17 protein-coding genes and 1 pseudogene are annotated in these 12,363 nt (G+C 64.2%); 11 read left to right on the top strand and 7 right to left on the bottom strand.

All coding sequences use genetic code 11. From position 1 onward, the window contains the following. Window positions 1-3 precede the first annotated feature (3 nt). From DPM33_RS18160 to DPM33_RS18145, 4 genes are all read left to right on the top strand, one after another. Window positions 4-615 carry a hypothetical protein gene (locus DPM33_RS18160; protein WP_146770278.1) on the top strand — a complete coding sequence of 204 codons (612 nt, stop codon included), beginning with the start codon at window positions 4-6 and terminating at the stop codon, window positions 613-615. Between the two features lie 267 nt (window positions 616-882). Next, window positions 883-1,176, top strand: coding sequence for a GYD domain-containing protein (locus DPM33_RS18155; RefSeq protein WP_042646984.1), 294 nt, complete (start codon window positions 883-885; stop codon window positions 1,174-1,176). Window positions 1,177-1,239: 63 nt separating this feature from the next. Next, complete coding sequence (locus DPM33_RS18150; protein ID WP_245442211.1) at window positions 1,240-1,620, top strand: thiol-disulfide oxidoreductase DCC family protein; 381 nt, start codon at window positions 1,240-1,242, stop codon at window positions 1,618-1,620. A 135-nt stretch (window positions 1,621-1,755) separates the two neighbouring features. Beyond that, on the top strand, window positions 1,756-2,424 hold the full coding sequence (locus tag DPM33_RS18145) for a PadR family transcriptional regulator (RefSeq protein ID WP_112098817.1): 669 nt from the start codon (window positions 1,756-1,758) through the stop codon (window positions 2,422-2,424). A gap of 76 nt (window positions 2,425-2,500) precedes the next feature. On the opposite strand, the gene DPM33_RS18140 is transcribed toward DPM33_RS18145, so the two are convergent. Next, a complete protein-coding gene (locus DPM33_RS18140; protein WP_112098816.1) occupies window positions 2,501-2,761 on the bottom strand; it encodes a YiaA/YiaB family inner membrane protein in 261 nt (86 codons plus the stop codon). A 51-nt stretch (window positions 2,762-2,812) separates the two neighbouring features. Next, window positions 2,813-3,490 carry a PspA/IM30 family protein gene (locus tag DPM33_RS18135; RefSeq protein WP_112098815.1) on the bottom strand — a complete coding sequence of 226 codons (678 nt, stop codon included), beginning with the start codon at window positions 3,488-3,490 and terminating at the stop codon, window positions 2,813-2,815. A gap of 176 nt (window positions 3,491-3,666) precedes the next feature. On the opposite strand from DPM33_RS18135, the gene DPM33_RS18130 reads away from it, so the two are divergent. Beyond that, a complete protein-coding gene (locus DPM33_RS18130) occupies window positions 3,667-4,308 on the top strand; it encodes a TetR/AcrR family transcriptional regulator (protein ID WP_112098814.1) in 642 nt (213 codons plus the stop codon). 68 nt (window positions 4,309-4,376) lie between these two features. Further along, window positions 4,377-4,670 carry an HlyU family transcriptional regulator gene (locus DPM33_RS18125; protein ID WP_112098813.1) on the top strand — a complete coding sequence of 98 codons (294 nt, stop codon included), beginning with the start codon at window positions 4,377-4,379 and terminating at the stop codon, window positions 4,668-4,670. Window positions 4,671-4,937: 267 nt separating this feature from the next. Here DPM33_RS18125 and DPM33_RS18120 read toward each other — a convergent pair. Next, a pseudogene (locus DPM33_RS18120) lies at window positions 4,938-5,195 on the bottom strand (3-keto-5-aminohexanoate cleavage protein); the annotation flags it as partial. Window positions 5,196-5,300: 105 nt separating this feature from the next. After that, the gene (locus tag DPM33_RS18115; RefSeq protein WP_112098812.1) at window positions 5,301-5,933 is read right to left on the bottom strand and encodes an FMN-dependent NADH-azoreductase; all 633 of its coding nucleotides are present in this window, start codon (window positions 5,931-5,933) and stop codon (window positions 5,301-5,303) included. A 115-nt stretch (window positions 5,934-6,048) separates the two neighbouring features. Here DPM33_RS18115 and DPM33_RS18110 point away from each other — a divergent pair, with 115 nt between their 5' ends. After that, window positions 6,049-6,963, top strand: a complete 915-nt coding sequence (locus DPM33_RS18110; RefSeq protein WP_112098811.1) for a LysR family transcriptional regulator — start codon at window positions 6,049-6,051, stop codon at window positions 6,961-6,963. Here the strand turns inward: DPM33_RS18110 and DPM33_RS18105 are convergent. After that, window positions 6,938-7,564 (bottom strand): TetR/AcrR family transcriptional regulator, encoded by a 627-nt coding sequence (locus DPM33_RS18105; protein WP_112098810.1) that lies wholly within the window; start codon window positions 7,562-7,564, stop codon window positions 6,938-6,940. The two genes, DPM33_RS18110 and DPM33_RS18105, sit on opposite strands and share 26 nt — an antisense overlap. A gap of 66 nt (window positions 7,565-7,630) precedes the next feature. Between DPM33_RS18105 and DPM33_RS18100 the strand changes: the two genes are divergently transcribed. Continuing rightward, window positions 7,631-8,056, top strand: coding sequence for a VOC family protein (locus DPM33_RS18100; protein ID WP_112098809.1), 426 nt, complete (start codon window positions 7,631-7,633; stop codon window positions 8,054-8,056). 14 nt (window positions 8,057-8,070) lie between these two features. On the opposite strand, the gene DPM33_RS18095 is transcribed toward DPM33_RS18100, so the two are convergent. Further along, window positions 8,071-9,015 carry a S1C family serine protease gene (locus DPM33_RS18095; RefSeq protein WP_112098808.1) on the bottom strand — a complete coding sequence of 315 codons (945 nt, stop codon included), beginning with the start codon at window positions 9,013-9,015 and terminating at the stop codon, window positions 8,071-8,073. Between the two features lie 160 nt (window positions 9,016-9,175). Here DPM33_RS18095 and DPM33_RS18090 point away from each other — a divergent pair, with 160 nt between their 5' ends. The 3 genes from DPM33_RS18090 to DPM33_RS18080 all read left to right on the top strand — a co-directional run bounded on the left by DPM33_RS18090 (window position 9,176) and on the right by DPM33_RS18080 (window position 11,672). Continuing rightward, the gene (locus DPM33_RS18090) at window positions 9,176-10,051 is read left to right on the top strand and encodes a S1C family serine protease (protein WP_112098807.1); all 876 of its coding nucleotides are present in this window, start codon (window positions 9,176-9,178) and stop codon (window positions 10,049-10,051) included. 8 nt (window positions 10,052-10,059) lie between these two features. After that, window positions 10,060-10,701, top strand: a complete 642-nt coding sequence (locus tag DPM33_RS18085; protein WP_112098806.1) for a helix-turn-helix transcriptional regulator — start codon at window positions 10,060-10,062, stop codon at window positions 10,699-10,701. 104 nt (window positions 10,702-10,805) lie between these two features. After that, on the top strand, window positions 10,806-11,672 hold the full coding sequence (locus DPM33_RS18080) for an SDR family oxidoreductase (protein ID WP_112098805.1): 867 nt from the start codon (window positions 10,806-10,808) through the stop codon (window positions 11,670-11,672). Between the two features lie 16 nt (window positions 11,673-11,688). On the opposite strand, the gene DPM33_RS18075 is transcribed toward DPM33_RS18080, so the two are convergent. After that, on the bottom strand, window positions 11,689-12,207 hold the full coding sequence (locus tag DPM33_RS18075; RefSeq protein ID WP_112098804.1) for a TIGR00645 family protein: 519 nt from the start codon (window positions 12,205-12,207) through the stop codon (window positions 11,689-11,691). Window positions 12,208-12,363 lie beyond the last annotated feature (156 nt).

The raw sequence follows: 12,363 nt of genomic DNA, 5'->3' as shown, positions 1-12,363 counted from the left end.
ACGGTGGCCAAATCCCCAAGCCGTCTTCTCCCACGGGTATTTCTTTTCTGTGTGTTCGGCTTTGCAATCCATCTGTGGGTTTTGCTCGGGGCCTTGATTTTCGGCCATTCTTTTGTGCCGTCGCAAGCCTATGTCAACGCCCACGATATGATCGCTAAATCGGTAGCCATACTGATTGGCTGCCTGATGTTGTTTTTTTGCTGCCGGAAGTTTGCGAAAGACTTCCAGAGCCCAAACTTATCTACCAAGACCTTCCTTGTTTCCGGTTTCGGTATTCTTGTCGTGCCCCTCATTTTCGGGGTTTTTGCTCGGGCAATTGTTCTCACCGCATACCCGCTGTGGCTGGCGGCAGTGGCGGGTGGAGACACGCAACTAGAGTTTTCCGTAGGCGATATCGCGGGTTCATCAATGCGCTGTCCGCATATAGTCAATCTCGCGGACATGCCGATGATGACTGGCACTCTATGCGACGTCCCGGAAGCTGTTCGTAAGACGCTTTATCCGGGCATGAGGGTTTTGTTGACCGGGCGCGGCACGGCAAACGGGCTTTTTGCAGCGAGAATTGATGTTGCTCCTAGCGGGCTGGCATTGCCCGGTGAGGGTTGGCTTCGCTAATGCTGCGCAAGCTCAAGCATCCGAGCCGGTCGCGCAAGCTCAGAAGCTTCCTCGACAGCTGAGCGGAACGCAATCATACGAAGATCGACAAGGACGCCTCGGCGCCCTTTTTGCGTTTCAGCTGCCTTCAAGGTGCCTTGCCGGCTTTGCCCGACAGGAGGATAATTCTGGTGTCGGATGCATTTGTGGGCGACAAGCCGGATGCCCGCCCCGGCGCTGGCCGTAACGGCCAGGCGCCCGCACCGTGGCTCCCGGTGGAGGTATGCCATGACAACCTACATCGTGCTTATCAACTGGACCGAGCTGGGCGCCAGGAATGTGCGGGAGTCGCCAAAGCGGCTCGATGCGGCCAAGAAGCTGCTGGGGGAAATGGGCGGATCGTTCAAGTCATTCTATCTGACCATGGGCGAATGCGACATGGTGGCCATCGTCGAAGCCCCGGACGATGCGGTGCTTGCCCGTTTCGCGCTGCTGTTGTCGTCGGGCGGCAACGTCAAGACGCGGACGATGAAGGCGTTCCCGGAGTTCGCCTATCGCGAGATCATCAGTTCGCTCGGGTAGGCGGCTGAAGCCGGGATCGGCGCGGCTGTTGCGAAGCCGCGCCGCATTCCCGATAGTCGCGCCATGCCCAAGCCGCTGCTGACCGTCTGGTACAACACACGCTGCCCAGTATGCGACGCCGGCATCAACCGGCAGAGGCGGCGGCTGGTCGAAGCGGTCAAGGCGGGCCGGGTCGAATTCCGCGACATCAATTTCGAACCGGAGGCGCTTTCCGCCTTCGGCGCTTCGTTGGAGGATATCCGCCGCCGGCTGCATGCGACCGATGCTGAGGGACGGCTGCTGGTCGGCGCCGATGTGGCGATCGCGGTCTGGCGGCTCACGCCGGGCGAGGGGTGGCTGGCGTCCCTGTTCGGCAACCTCGTCGCGCTGCCGCTGACGCGCTTTGCCTATGACCGTTTCGCCGACCTTCTCTACGCCTGGAACCGGCGCAAGGGCCGCTGGTAGGCGGCCCCGCTTCCCAAATTACAGCAATGCCAGAGGCCTGGCGTGTTCTGCGATACATCGTAAGATATATCTTGACTCCCGTGAGGGGCCGCCTTACTTAAGATGTATCGTAAGATATAACTCAAGGAGCAATCCATGCACAGACACAACCATTTCGGGCACAATCACTTCGGCGAGCGCATGTTCATGCATATGGCCGGCAAATTCGGCGGTCGCGGCGGCGGCTTCGGTCCGTTCGGCCATGGCGGCAGGGGCGGCGGGCGCGGCGGTCCGGGCGACATGTTCCGCGCCGGGCGCATGCTGGCCGACGGCGATCTCAAGCTGATCACGCTGTCGCTGCTGGCCGATGCGCCACGCCACGGCTACGACATCATCAAGGCGCTGGAAGAGCGCACCAGCGGCGTCTACAGCCCGAGCCCGGGCGTGGTCTATCCGACGCTGACCTTCCTGGAAGAGGCGGGTTATGCGGTGTCCTCGAGCGAGGGCAACAAGAAGGTGTTTTCGATCACCGAGGCGGGCAAGGCGCATCTCGAGGAGAACCGCGAGATGATCGACAGCGTGCTCGACCATCTCGAGCGGTTCGGTCGCAAGATGGCCGCGGCGCGCGAATGGTTCGGCTGGGGCGACGACAGGGACGAGCGGCGCCGCGGCCGCTCGGAAAAGCGCGACCAGTTCCGCGCGCTGCGCCACCGGCTGCGCGCCGCGCTCGGCGACATCGCCGACGCGCCCGAAGACAAGCAGGCCGAGGCGATCAGCATCCTGGAAGATGCTGCCGAGGCGATCGAGGCCTTGGCTCGCCGCTGAGCTGGCGACGTTCTATCTCGGAAAAAAGCCCGGAGTGATCCGGGCTTTTTCTTGCCGACGATCAAACGCGAAGCGGTCAATCCTTGCCGACATATTCGCTGATCAGCTTCTCGTTGCGCGCCTTCTCGATCTTGGCGGTGGTCTCGGCGGAGATACGTTCGTCGGTGCGGTACTTGACCAGATTCACTAGGCTGCCGGTGAGCAGGAGGATGCCCATCGCCCAGTAGCCCTTGGTCGACAGGTCGACCGGCGCCAGCCATAGCGACAGGCCGAGCATGAAATAGGCCGCGCCCACGGACACGGTGTTGAACAGGATATAGGTCTGATTGCCGTTCATCGTATTGCTCCTTGGATTCGGAATTTGATCTGTTCGGGAAATTGCGGGGGTTCAGTTCAGGGATTTCAGGCGCTGCAGAACGTGCTCAGCGCGCACCTTGGTGGCCGGACCGTGACCTGCTTCGGCGAGGCGTTCGCGGATCGCCTCGTGGCGCAGTTCGCCGTCGATCTCGTCGAGGATGCCGGCCTCCTCGAACGGGTCGGAGCTGTCCTTGATGCGGGCCAGCAGTTCCTCCGCTTCGTTGATGCTCGCCGTGCGGCCGATCGAGCGGTTGAGGCGCGACTGCGCTTTGCGTTCGGCATCGATCGCCCGGGCCGAGATCATGCCCTGGTTGAGGTCGATGATGCGGCGATGCGCCTGTTCGACGGAGAGACGCATCCGCAAGGTCTTCTCGCCGAGGCTCTTCACGGTGGCGCGGCGGACCTCGCGCTCGTTCTCGAGTTCGGCGATCGCGGAAGCGCCACCTTCGGCTAGCGCCTGGTTGTTGGCGGAAAGCGCGCTCAGCGTGCGGGTTTCCAGATCGGCGATGCGGCGGTCGAGCTGGTCGAGGCTGGTCTGCTCGGCACGCTGGCGTACGATCAGCGAGGCGAGCGTCTGCTTGGCGGCGGCGAGGCCCGCTTCGGCGTCGCGGATGCGCTGCGCCAGGAGGTCAATGGCGAAACGGTCCTTCAGATTGTCCTCGGCCCGCGCGCTGGCGCCGTCCAGCAATGTCTTGATCAGGCTAAACATGGGTCTTCTCCCTGTTGATGTGAACATTGTTCACGGAGCCAACATAACAGAGAATGAACATTGTTCAAGAACTATTTTGAACACTGTTCATGAGGCGTTGATCATGGTAAACGGAACGAAATGGAAATGAATTCCGGGTCGGGCGCGCGGGCCCCAGACAGAACGACGGGAAGAACATGGCGCTGGACAAGGAAGAAATGAGCGAGAAGGTGCTCGCCATTGCCGAGACGCTGCTCAACGAGGGTGGTGCCCAGAACCTGAAGGCGCGCACGATAGCCGAGCAGGCCGGCATCTCGGTCGGATCGGTCTACAACCTCTTTGCCGATCTCGACGAGGTGCACCGCGCGGTCAACATGCGGCTGCTCGACCGGCTCGGCGCCACCGGCATCGCGGCAATGGCCGATCTCGAAAGGCAAGGGGTGACCGATGTCCAGCATCGCATCCTGGCGATGGCGGCGGCCTATGTGCGGTTCGTCGAGGCGCACCCCGGCAGCTGGCCGGCGGTGCTTGCCTTCAACCGCCGCCGCGCGACGCGGCCGGGCCCCGATGCCTATGACGCGCTGCTCGATGAATTGTTCGACATCGTCGCCGGTGTGCTCAAGGCCGGTGACTTCGACCTCGACGACGAGCGCCGCGCGCTTGCGGCGCGGACCTTGTGGTCAAGCGTGCATGGCATCGTGACCAGCGGCTATGTGGCGAATTCGGACAGCCGCCAGGCCGAGGAAATCTGGCACCAGGTCGAGCTGCTGGTCGGCGTTTTCGTCAAGGGACTGGAACACGGCGGTGCATTCGCGCATGCTGAGACAAAGCCTGTGTGACCAGGAGCCTGCGTGAACAAGGGGCGCCGCGATTTTCTGGTGCCCGCGTGAAATGGGAGTTTTGAAAGATGTCTTTTCTGAAGAAGCTTTTTGGCGGCAGCGGTGGCGAAGCAGCGGAAGCCGGCGCCGCCAAACCGGCAAAGCAGGTCGAGCACAAGGGGTTCCTGATCAGCGCGACGCCCTACAAGGCCGAGGGCCAGTACCAGACCTGTGGCGTCGTCTCGAAGGAAGTGGACGGCGTGCTGAAGGAGCATCGCTTCATCCGCGCCGACCGCTTCGCCGGGCTGGACGACGCCGTGGACATCTCGATCAAGAAGGGCATCCAGCTCGTCGACGAGCAGGGCGAGCGGATGTTCGGCTAGAGCGTTTCACCGTTTCACGGAATCGGCGAACCGCTGTATCTCGCAATTCCGGACGGAAGGCTACGGCGAAGTCGCCGAGCCTAACCGCTCGCACTTTTCCTGGAATTGCTCTAGCAGGCTGATGAAAAAGTCTCGGAGATACCTGTTTTGACTCTGATCTGTGCCGGGTTTGATTCCGATACGTTCCGTGAACAAAACAGTTTTTCAACAGCCTGCTAGCTGCCTCGGCGGCTTCCGATCCCGCTGGCTCGCTCCTCTCCGTTCCGATCAGAATGCGACCTTCTCGCCGCCCTTAGGCTGCAGGATCTGCCTCGCCTCGCCGGGGGTGGTGACCGAGGCGCCGAGGCCTTCGATGATCTGGCGGACCTTGGTCACCTGTTCGGCGCTGGAGCGGGCAAGCTTGCCCTTGCCGATCCACGGCGAATCCTCAAGGCCGACCCGCACATTGCCGCCGAGCGCGATCGCCTGCGTGGCGATCGGCAACTGATGGCGGCCGGCGCCCAGCACCGACCAGTCATAGTCATCTGGCCCGTGGTGCTGCCGCGGCTGCAGGGCGGCCACCTATCAAGGCGAATTGCAAAAGAGGCAGACGCTGGCGGGCGCCTGCCTCTTTCATTCGAGTACCGGCAATCAGGCGGCTGCCTGATCGGTATTGGCGGCAGCGATCGCGTCTACCTTGGCGGTGGCCTTGGCGAGCGCGGCGGCGACGGCGTCAGCGCCCATGCCGACGCCTTCGACGCGGATGACTTCGACATCAGTCATGCCGAGGAAGCCGAGCACGCTGCGCAGGTAAGGCACGGCATGGTCCATCTGGACCGCGGCGCCCTCAGAATAGATGCCGCCGGAAGCGAGCACAATATAGACCTTCTTGCCGCTAACGAGGCCCTTCGGGCCGCCTTCGCCATAGGAGAAGGTCTTGCCGGAGCGGGCGACATGGTCGACCCATGACTTCAACGTCGAGGAGATGTTGAAGTTGATGAAGCCGGTGGCGAGGATGATCGTGTCGGCGGCGAAGACCTCGTCGAGCACGGCATCCGAAACGCCGACGACTTCAGCCTGGCGCGGGGTGCGGGCCTCGGCCGGCGTATAGATGCCAGTCGAATAGTCGGGATCGATATGCGGCAGCGGATTGGCAACCAGGTCGCGCACGACAAGCGTGTTGGACGGATCGGCGGCAACCAGCTTATGGGCGAGATCGGTGGCGACATGGGTCGAGTGCGAAGCAGCGCCGCGCGGGCTGGATGTAACGAGAAGAATAGACATGGCGGTGTCCCCTTGGGGTTGGATTGAACTTTCCCCGCCAATATGGGATTGCTGCCCTATCAGGATAACTGGTATAAAATATATACAATCCATCAACAAAACGGATTGATGTCCCATGCAACCGAACCCGACCTTAGATCAGCTCCAAATCCTGGTGGCGGTGGCCGACACCGGCAGCTTCTCGGCCGCCGGGCGCAAGCTCAACCGGGCGCAGTCGGTGGTGAGCTACGGCATCGCCAATCTCGAAGCGCAGCTCGGCCTGAAATTGTTCGAGCGCGAAGGCGTGCGCGAGCCGCAGCTGACCGATGTCGGCAAGGCGATGCTGGAGGATGCACGGCGCATGGTCAGTGTGCTGCAGCATATGCGCTCGCGGGTCGACGGCCATCATCAGGGGCTGGAGGCCGAAGTCGCGCTGTCGGTCGATGCGACGCTGCCCTCGCCGGTGCTGGTGCGGGTGCTGAAGGCGTTCGAGGCGCAGTTTCCGACCGTGATGTTGCGGCTGCATATCGGCACGCTCGGCATCATTCCGGATCATGTCCTCAGCGGGCAGGCCGACCTTGGCATCGGCGGCATGCTCGGTGAGGTCGATGTCCACCTCGTGCGCATCGGCTTCATGTCGATCGTGCTGGCCGCCGCGCCCAGCCATCCGCTGGCGCTGCTGCCGAAGCCGGTCGCGATCGAAGATGCGCGCGCACACACGCAGCTTGTCGTCACCGACCAGTCCGAACGTACCAAGGGGCGCGACTTTGGCGTTTTTGCCTACCGCACCTGGCGGCTGACGGACGTGCGCACCAAGCATACGCTGATGCGCGAGGGGCTGGGCTGGGGCGGGCTGCCGCGCTGGCTGATCGCCGACGACCTGGCGAGTGGCAGGCTTGTGGAACTCGACCTCGAGCTGTTCAGGGAGGTGCGCTCGCCGCTGTTTGCAATGCATCGTACCGACAGCAGCCCGAAGCCGGCGGCCGCCTGGCTGATCGACCAGTTCAAGCGGCAACTCGGTTGTTTCAATGAGATGGAGCCGGGCGCATAGACCGACGAGGAGATGGAGACAGTCCGTCGATCAGCGCCGTAAGCACGACGCGGTACTCTTCGCTCGATGCTCCGGCCTCGATGGCAAGTGCGGCACGGTCGAAGGCGGCGGCCAGCAGGGCGGTCAGTGCTTCGGCGGGCAATCTGGTCATCGCCTGCGCGCGCATAGCCGCGACAAGCCCTTCGCGCAGCGAGCGGTTGCCGTGACGGTTGTCGATCTCGTCCATGGCGGCGCGGCCGAGCACGGCCGGGCCGTCAAGCAGCAGCAGGCGCGTGCGGCCGGGCGCCCGCATTGCCTTCAGATAGGCGTCCGATCCGGCGGTCAAGGCGTCGCGGGCGGATAGCGAAGGTGGCGAGGCATGATCGATCTCCGCCGCCACTGCCGCCGCCTCCTGCTCGACGACCGCTGCGAACAGCGCCTGCTTGTCGGCGAAGTGATGGTAGAGCGCGCCGCGCGTCACGCCGGCCTCGGCGACGATCTCGGGCGTGCCGGTCTCGGCATAGGATTTTTCGGTAAACAGCTTTCGCGCCGCGCGGATCAGATCGGCGCGCGTCGCCTCGGTGCGGTCGCGATTGGAGCGGCGTCCGGATTCCTGTTGCATACATGCAGCCTGTATGTTACTTGAGTTTACATACAGACTGTATGTTGGATGAGAGGAGAAGGAAAGATGAAGACGACCAGCTATTATCCGGTGCTGATGACCGGCGACGTCGCAGGCACCGCGGATTTCTATGTTGAGCACTTCCGCTTCGAGCCGCTGTTTCAAAGCGACTGGTATGTCCATCTGCGCTCCAGCGAGGACCGGCGCGTCAACCTCGGCATCGTCCAGGGCGACCATGAGACGATCCCGGAAGAGGGGCGCGGACGCACGTCGGGCCTGCTGATCAATTTCGAGGTCCGCGATCCCGACGCCATCTATGAGCACGTCGTCGCCGCCGGCCTGCCGATCCTGCGTACGCTGCGCGACGAGCCGTTCGGCCAGCGCCATTTCATCACCAGGGATCCCAATGGCGTGCTGATCGACGTCGTCAAGCCGATCCCGCCGAGCGAGGAATTCCTGGCGCAATATGCCGAGGGCGCGGCTGGAAGCTAGGCTGACGGTTTCAGTTATGTCCGCGCCACCGGCGTCACCACCACCTGGCTGACGCCGGTGCGGCGCACGACGGTGCAGAGCGTTTCGCGACCGATGCGCTCGGCGTCGAGCATGCGCACCAGGTCGTCGACGCCGGTGACCGGCCGGCCGTCTATTGCCGCGATGATGTCGCCTTCCTTCAGGCCGGCCTTGGCGGCGGGGCCGTTCTTCTCGACGCTGCGCAGGCGCACTGCCGTGTTCGTGGTCACCTGCGACAGGAGCGCGGCGCGGCGCGGCAGGTTCGTCGTGTCGGCGGAGACCCCGATGAAGGCGCGGCGCACGCGTCCGAAACGGATGATTTCGGAGATGACGAAATTGGCGGTGTTGGAGGCGACCGCGAAGGCGATGCCCTGCGCGCCATGGATCATGGCGGTGTTGACGCCGATCACCTCGCCCGCCGACGACACCAGCGGGCCGCCGGAATTGCCGGGATTGAGCGCGACATCGGTCTGGATGACGTCGTCGATCAGCCGGCCGGTCGAGGCGCGCATCGAGCGGCCGAGCGCCGAGACGACGCCAGCGGTGACGGTCCATTCGAAACCGAGTGGATTGCCGATCGCGATCGCGATCTGGCCGCGGCGCAGCCGCTTGGAATCGCCGAGCGGCGCGACGTCGGCGAAATTGCCGTCGGCACGCACCAGCGCGATGTCGGTATCGGGGTCGCGGCCGAGCACCTGGCCTTCGCGCGCGGCGCCGTCCGGCATGGTGACGCGCACGGCGCGCGCATCGCCGACGACGTGGAAGTTGGTGATGACCAGCCCATCCTGCGCGATGACGAAGCCGGAGCCAGGGCCGCCGGCGCCGATGCGCTCGATGCGGCAGACCGCCGGGCCGATGCGGTCGACCGCGTCGGCGACGGATGCCGAGTAAGCGTCGAGCAAAGTGTCATCGGATGGAAGTTTTTCGGCTGCGAAAGCCATCGGCGTGTTCCCGTATCGAATGATGACTATATGTGCGGAGCAGCCGCGGGCGCCGCGACCTGACCACATGGCCAGTTCGCCCGCCGACTAGCCGTCAGGCGAGTATGCGCGGCTGCGTCTTGGAGCGATATCTGGGTCACCGAACCCAGGAGATTTTCTTATGAGCGACTTCAACCTCAGTGCCTTTTCCGACGCCATTGCCGACGTAGCGGCGGCGGCCGCTCCGGCGCTGGCGAGCTTCGCCACGCACCACCACCGCACCGCGAGCGCCTTCCATTGGCGCGACGGCTACTTCGTCACCGCCGAGGAGGCGGTCGAGGCGGGCGAGGAGATCGAACTGACGCTGGCCTCTGGCGAAACCGTCAAGGCCGAGCTCGTCGGCCGCGACCCTTCGACGGGTGTTGCCCTGCTGAAGCCGGCTTCGGCTTCCGCCGGTCTGCCGCAACTGGCGCAGTCCGGCGCCGTGCGCCCCGGCAATCTGGCGATCGCCGTCGGCAACAGCGACGGCGCCGCGCTTGCCGTGTTCGGCACGGTCGGCGAGGTCGGTCCGGCCTGGCGCTCGATGCGCGGCGGCACGATCGACCGGCGCATCAACCTCGCCATCAACACCGGCGGCCGCTTCGAGGGCGGGCCGGTGCTCGATGCCAAGGGAGGCTTGATCGGCATGCTCTTGTTCGGACCACGCCGGCGGGCCCTGGTCATGCCCTATGAGACCATCGAGCGCGCGGTGGCGACGCTGCGCGAGAAGGGGCATGTCGCGCGCGGCTATCTTGGCGCCGGGCTGCATCCGATCCACAACGGCGACACGAAAGGCGCCATGGTGATGAGTCTTGACGACAACGGTCCGGCCAAGGCCGCCGGGCTGCATGTCGGCGACATCGTCGTCGCCTGGAACGGCGAGGCCGTGCATGGCCCGCGTGAGCTGATCCGCAAGCTCGGCCCGGACAGCGCCGGCACCACCGTGATGCTCGGTGTTTCGAGCGGCGGCGCGCAGCGCGACGTCTCGATCACCATCGGCGAGAAGCCGCTGAGCTGAGAGGACCGATGGCGAACAGCGCAGCACGAGTGATCGCGCGACCGGAACCGTTAGCCCACCGGCTGACGGTGCTGGTGGCGCTCGGCGATGCCCAGCGCGCCGAGCAGCTTGCGGACGCGCTCGCCGCCAGTGACGACCTGCTGCCGACACTGGCTGGGCGCGGCACCGGCCAGCCAGCGGATGTCGCGGTGACCGATGACAGCGCGTTGGAGGGTCGAGCCATCGGCTCGACGATGCCCGTTGTGCTGATTTCCCGCCGCAGCGGGCAGGAACCGCTTCCCGGCAACGTGGTTGCCGTGCTGCCGCCGTCGGCCGATGGCCTGTTGATCGTCGCCGCGGCGCGGCTGGCTGCTTCCGGCTATCGCGTCAGCAGGGCGGGACCGTCAGAGGCCGCGCATGACGATTTCCACGATGACCTCGCCGACGAGGATGTGTCGGACAGTCTGGCACGCCCGGCCTTGTCGCCGCGCGAGGCGGAGGTGTTGGCGCTGCTCGCCGAAGGCGCGCCGAACAAGGTGATCGCCAGGCGACTCAACATTTCCGTGCACACAGCGAAGTTCCATGTCGCCGCCATCCTGATCAAGCTCGGCGCCGCCAACCGAACCGATGCGATCGCGATTGCCATGCGGCAGGGGCTGGTGCTGGTCTAGACCTTTCGGCACGACGCTGCGTAAGCTCGGACGGGCGCCTTGGGCCTTGCGCCAGGGCTGTCCGCCGCGCAAGTTGCCTTCCCACATGCAGAGGGAGGCGAAGGATGTCGCTCAACGGAAAGACGCTGTTCATCTCGGGCGGATCGCGCGGCATTGGTCTCGCCATCGCGCTGCGGGCAGCGCGCGACGGCGCCAATGTGACGATCGCGGCCAAAACCGCCGAGCCGCATCCGAAACTGCCAGGCACGATCTACAGCGCTGCCGAGGAGATCGAGCAGGCTGGCGGCAAAGCGCTGCCGGTGCTTTGCGACATCCGCGACGAGGCGCAGGTTGCCGATGCGGTGGCCAAGACGGTGGAGCGGTTCGGCGGCATCGACATCTGCGTCAACAACGCCAGCGCCATCCAGCTCACCGGCACGCTGGAGACCGACATGAAGCGCTACGACCTAATGCATCAGATCAACACGCGCGGCACCTTCCTGGTCTCCAAAACGTGCATCCCGCACCTTAAGTCGGCGAAGAACCCGCACATCCTCAATCTGGCGCCGCCGCTCGACATGAAGGCCAAGTGGTTCAAGAACCACGTCGCCTACACCATGGCGAAGTTCGGCATGTCGATGTGCACGCTGGGCATGAGCGCCGAGTTCGCCAAGGATGGCATCGCCGTCAATTCGCTCTGGCCGATCTCGACCATCGATACGGCCGCGGTGCGCAATCTTCTCGGCGGCGCGACGGTGGCGGCGATGAGCCGCTCGCCCGACATCATGGCCGACGCCGCGCGTGCGGTCTTCCTGCGCCCGTCGCGCGAGGCGACCGGCAATTTCTACATCGATGAGGAAGTGCTGCGCGCCGAAGGCGTGACGGACTTTTCGATCTACGCGCCGGGCGCGGCCGATCAGCTCGCGGGCGACTTTTTTGTCCCCGACGAGGTGTTTGCGAACTCGCAGACGAAGGTCAAAAGGATCTACTGACGGAGCGCGCCCCGCCTCAATCCATCTCGGCCTTCTTGCCTTTGGCCAGCGCCATGACGCGGTCGATATAGGCCAGCATCAGCGCCGAGACGACGAAGGCGAGGTGGATGATGGTCAGCCACATCAGCTGGTCGGTCGTATAGGACACGGAGTTCAGGAACACCTGCAAAAGGTGGATGGAGGAGATGGCGACGATGGTCGAGGCGACCTTGACCTTCAGCGAGCCGACGTCGATCGTGCCCAGCCAGTGGACCTCGCCGTCCTGCTCGTCGAAGCGGCTGACGAAATTCTCGTAGCCCGAGATGATCACCATCACCACCAGCGAAGCGACGAGAGCGGCGTCGATCAGGCCGAGCATCTTCAGGATCGTCTCGGTATCACCGAGTGTGAAGGCAGTCATCACGAACTCGTAGAGCTTCTTGCCGAACGACAGCGCGTAGATCGCCAATGCCACGCCGAGGCCGAGATAGAAGACGACGAGCAGCCAGCGCGAGGCCAGGATGACGGATTCGATGGCGAGTTCGAGACGCTTCATGAAGGGTTCCGGTCAAATTGCGATAGGGCGTATTTCGGCCAGATAGGACCAGTTTTCAAGACAAAAACCCCGCCGGAGAGGGGATCCGGCGGGGCTCAGTATGTCCCGCTGGAGTCGGGACAGGGCAGGGAACGCCCCTGTCCGGAATCTGGGTGC

This window comes from Mesorhizobium hawassense (assembly GCF_003289945.1).
In the GTDB taxonomy this organism is placed as follows: domain Bacteria; phylum Pseudomonadota; class Alphaproteobacteria; order Rhizobiales; family Rhizobiaceae; genus Mesorhizobium; species Mesorhizobium hawassense.
Note: the sequence above shows the minus strand (reverse complement) of the source record. Positions and strands in the feature narration are given on the sequence as shown.

Excerpts from the sequence above, each read along its gene's own strand:
- DPM33_RS18155 (WP_042646984.1), top strand. The coding sequence starts at position 883 with ATGACAACCTACATCGTGCTTATCAACTGGACCGAGCTGGGCGCCAGG.
- DPM33_RS18150 (WP_245442211.1), top strand. The coding sequence starts at position 1,240 with ATGCCCAAGCCGCTGCTGACCGTCTGGTACAACACACGCTGCCCAGTA.
- DPM33_RS18145 (WP_112098817.1), top strand. The coding sequence starts at position 1,756 with ATGCACAGACACAACCATTTCGGGCACAATCACTTCGGCGAGCGCATG.
- DPM33_RS18140 (WP_112098816.1), bottom strand. The coding sequence starts at position 2,761 with ATGAACGGCAATCAGACCTATATCCTGTTCAACACCGTGTCCGTGGGC.
- DPM33_RS18135 (WP_112098815.1), bottom strand. The coding sequence starts at position 3,490 with ATGTTTAGCCTGATCAAGACATTGCTGGACGGCGCCAGCGCGCGGGCC.
- DPM33_RS18130 (WP_112098814.1), top strand. The coding sequence starts at position 3,667 with ATGGCGCTGGACAAGGAAGAAATGAGCGAGAAGGTGCTCGCCATTGCC.
- DPM33_RS18125 (WP_112098813.1), top strand. The coding sequence starts at position 4,377 with ATGTCTTTTCTGAAGAAGCTTTTTGGCGGCAGCGGTGGCGAAGCAGCG.
- DPM33_RS18115 (WP_112098812.1), bottom strand. The coding sequence starts at position 5,933 with ATGTCTATTCTTCTCGTTACATCCAGCCCGCGCGGCGCTGCTTCGCAC.
- DPM33_RS18110 (WP_112098811.1), top strand. The coding sequence starts at position 6,049 with ATGCAACCGAACCCGACCTTAGATCAGCTCCAAATCCTGGTGGCGGTG.
- DPM33_RS18105 (WP_112098810.1), bottom strand. The coding sequence starts at position 7,564 with ATGCAACAGGAATCCGGACGCCGCTCCAATCGCGACCGCACCGAGGCG.
- DPM33_RS18100 (WP_112098809.1), top strand. The coding sequence starts at position 7,631 with ATGAAGACGACCAGCTATTATCCGGTGCTGATGACCGGCGACGTCGCA.
- DPM33_RS18095 (WP_112098808.1), bottom strand. The coding sequence starts at position 9,015 with ATGGCTTTCGCAGCCGAAAAACTTCCATCCGATGACACTTTGCTCGAC.
- DPM33_RS18090 (WP_112098807.1), top strand. The coding sequence starts at position 9,176 with ATGAGCGACTTCAACCTCAGTGCCTTTTCCGACGCCATTGCCGACGTA.
- DPM33_RS18085 (WP_112098806.1), top strand. The coding sequence starts at position 10,060 with ATGGCGAACAGCGCAGCACGAGTGATCGCGCGACCGGAACCGTTAGCC.
- DPM33_RS18080 (WP_112098805.1), top strand. The coding sequence starts at position 10,806 with ATGTCGCTCAACGGAAAGACGCTGTTCATCTCGGGCGGATCGCGCGGC.
- DPM33_RS18075 (WP_112098804.1), bottom strand. The coding sequence starts at position 12,207 with ATGAAGCGTCTCGAACTCGCCATCGAATCCGTCATCCTGGCCTCGCGC.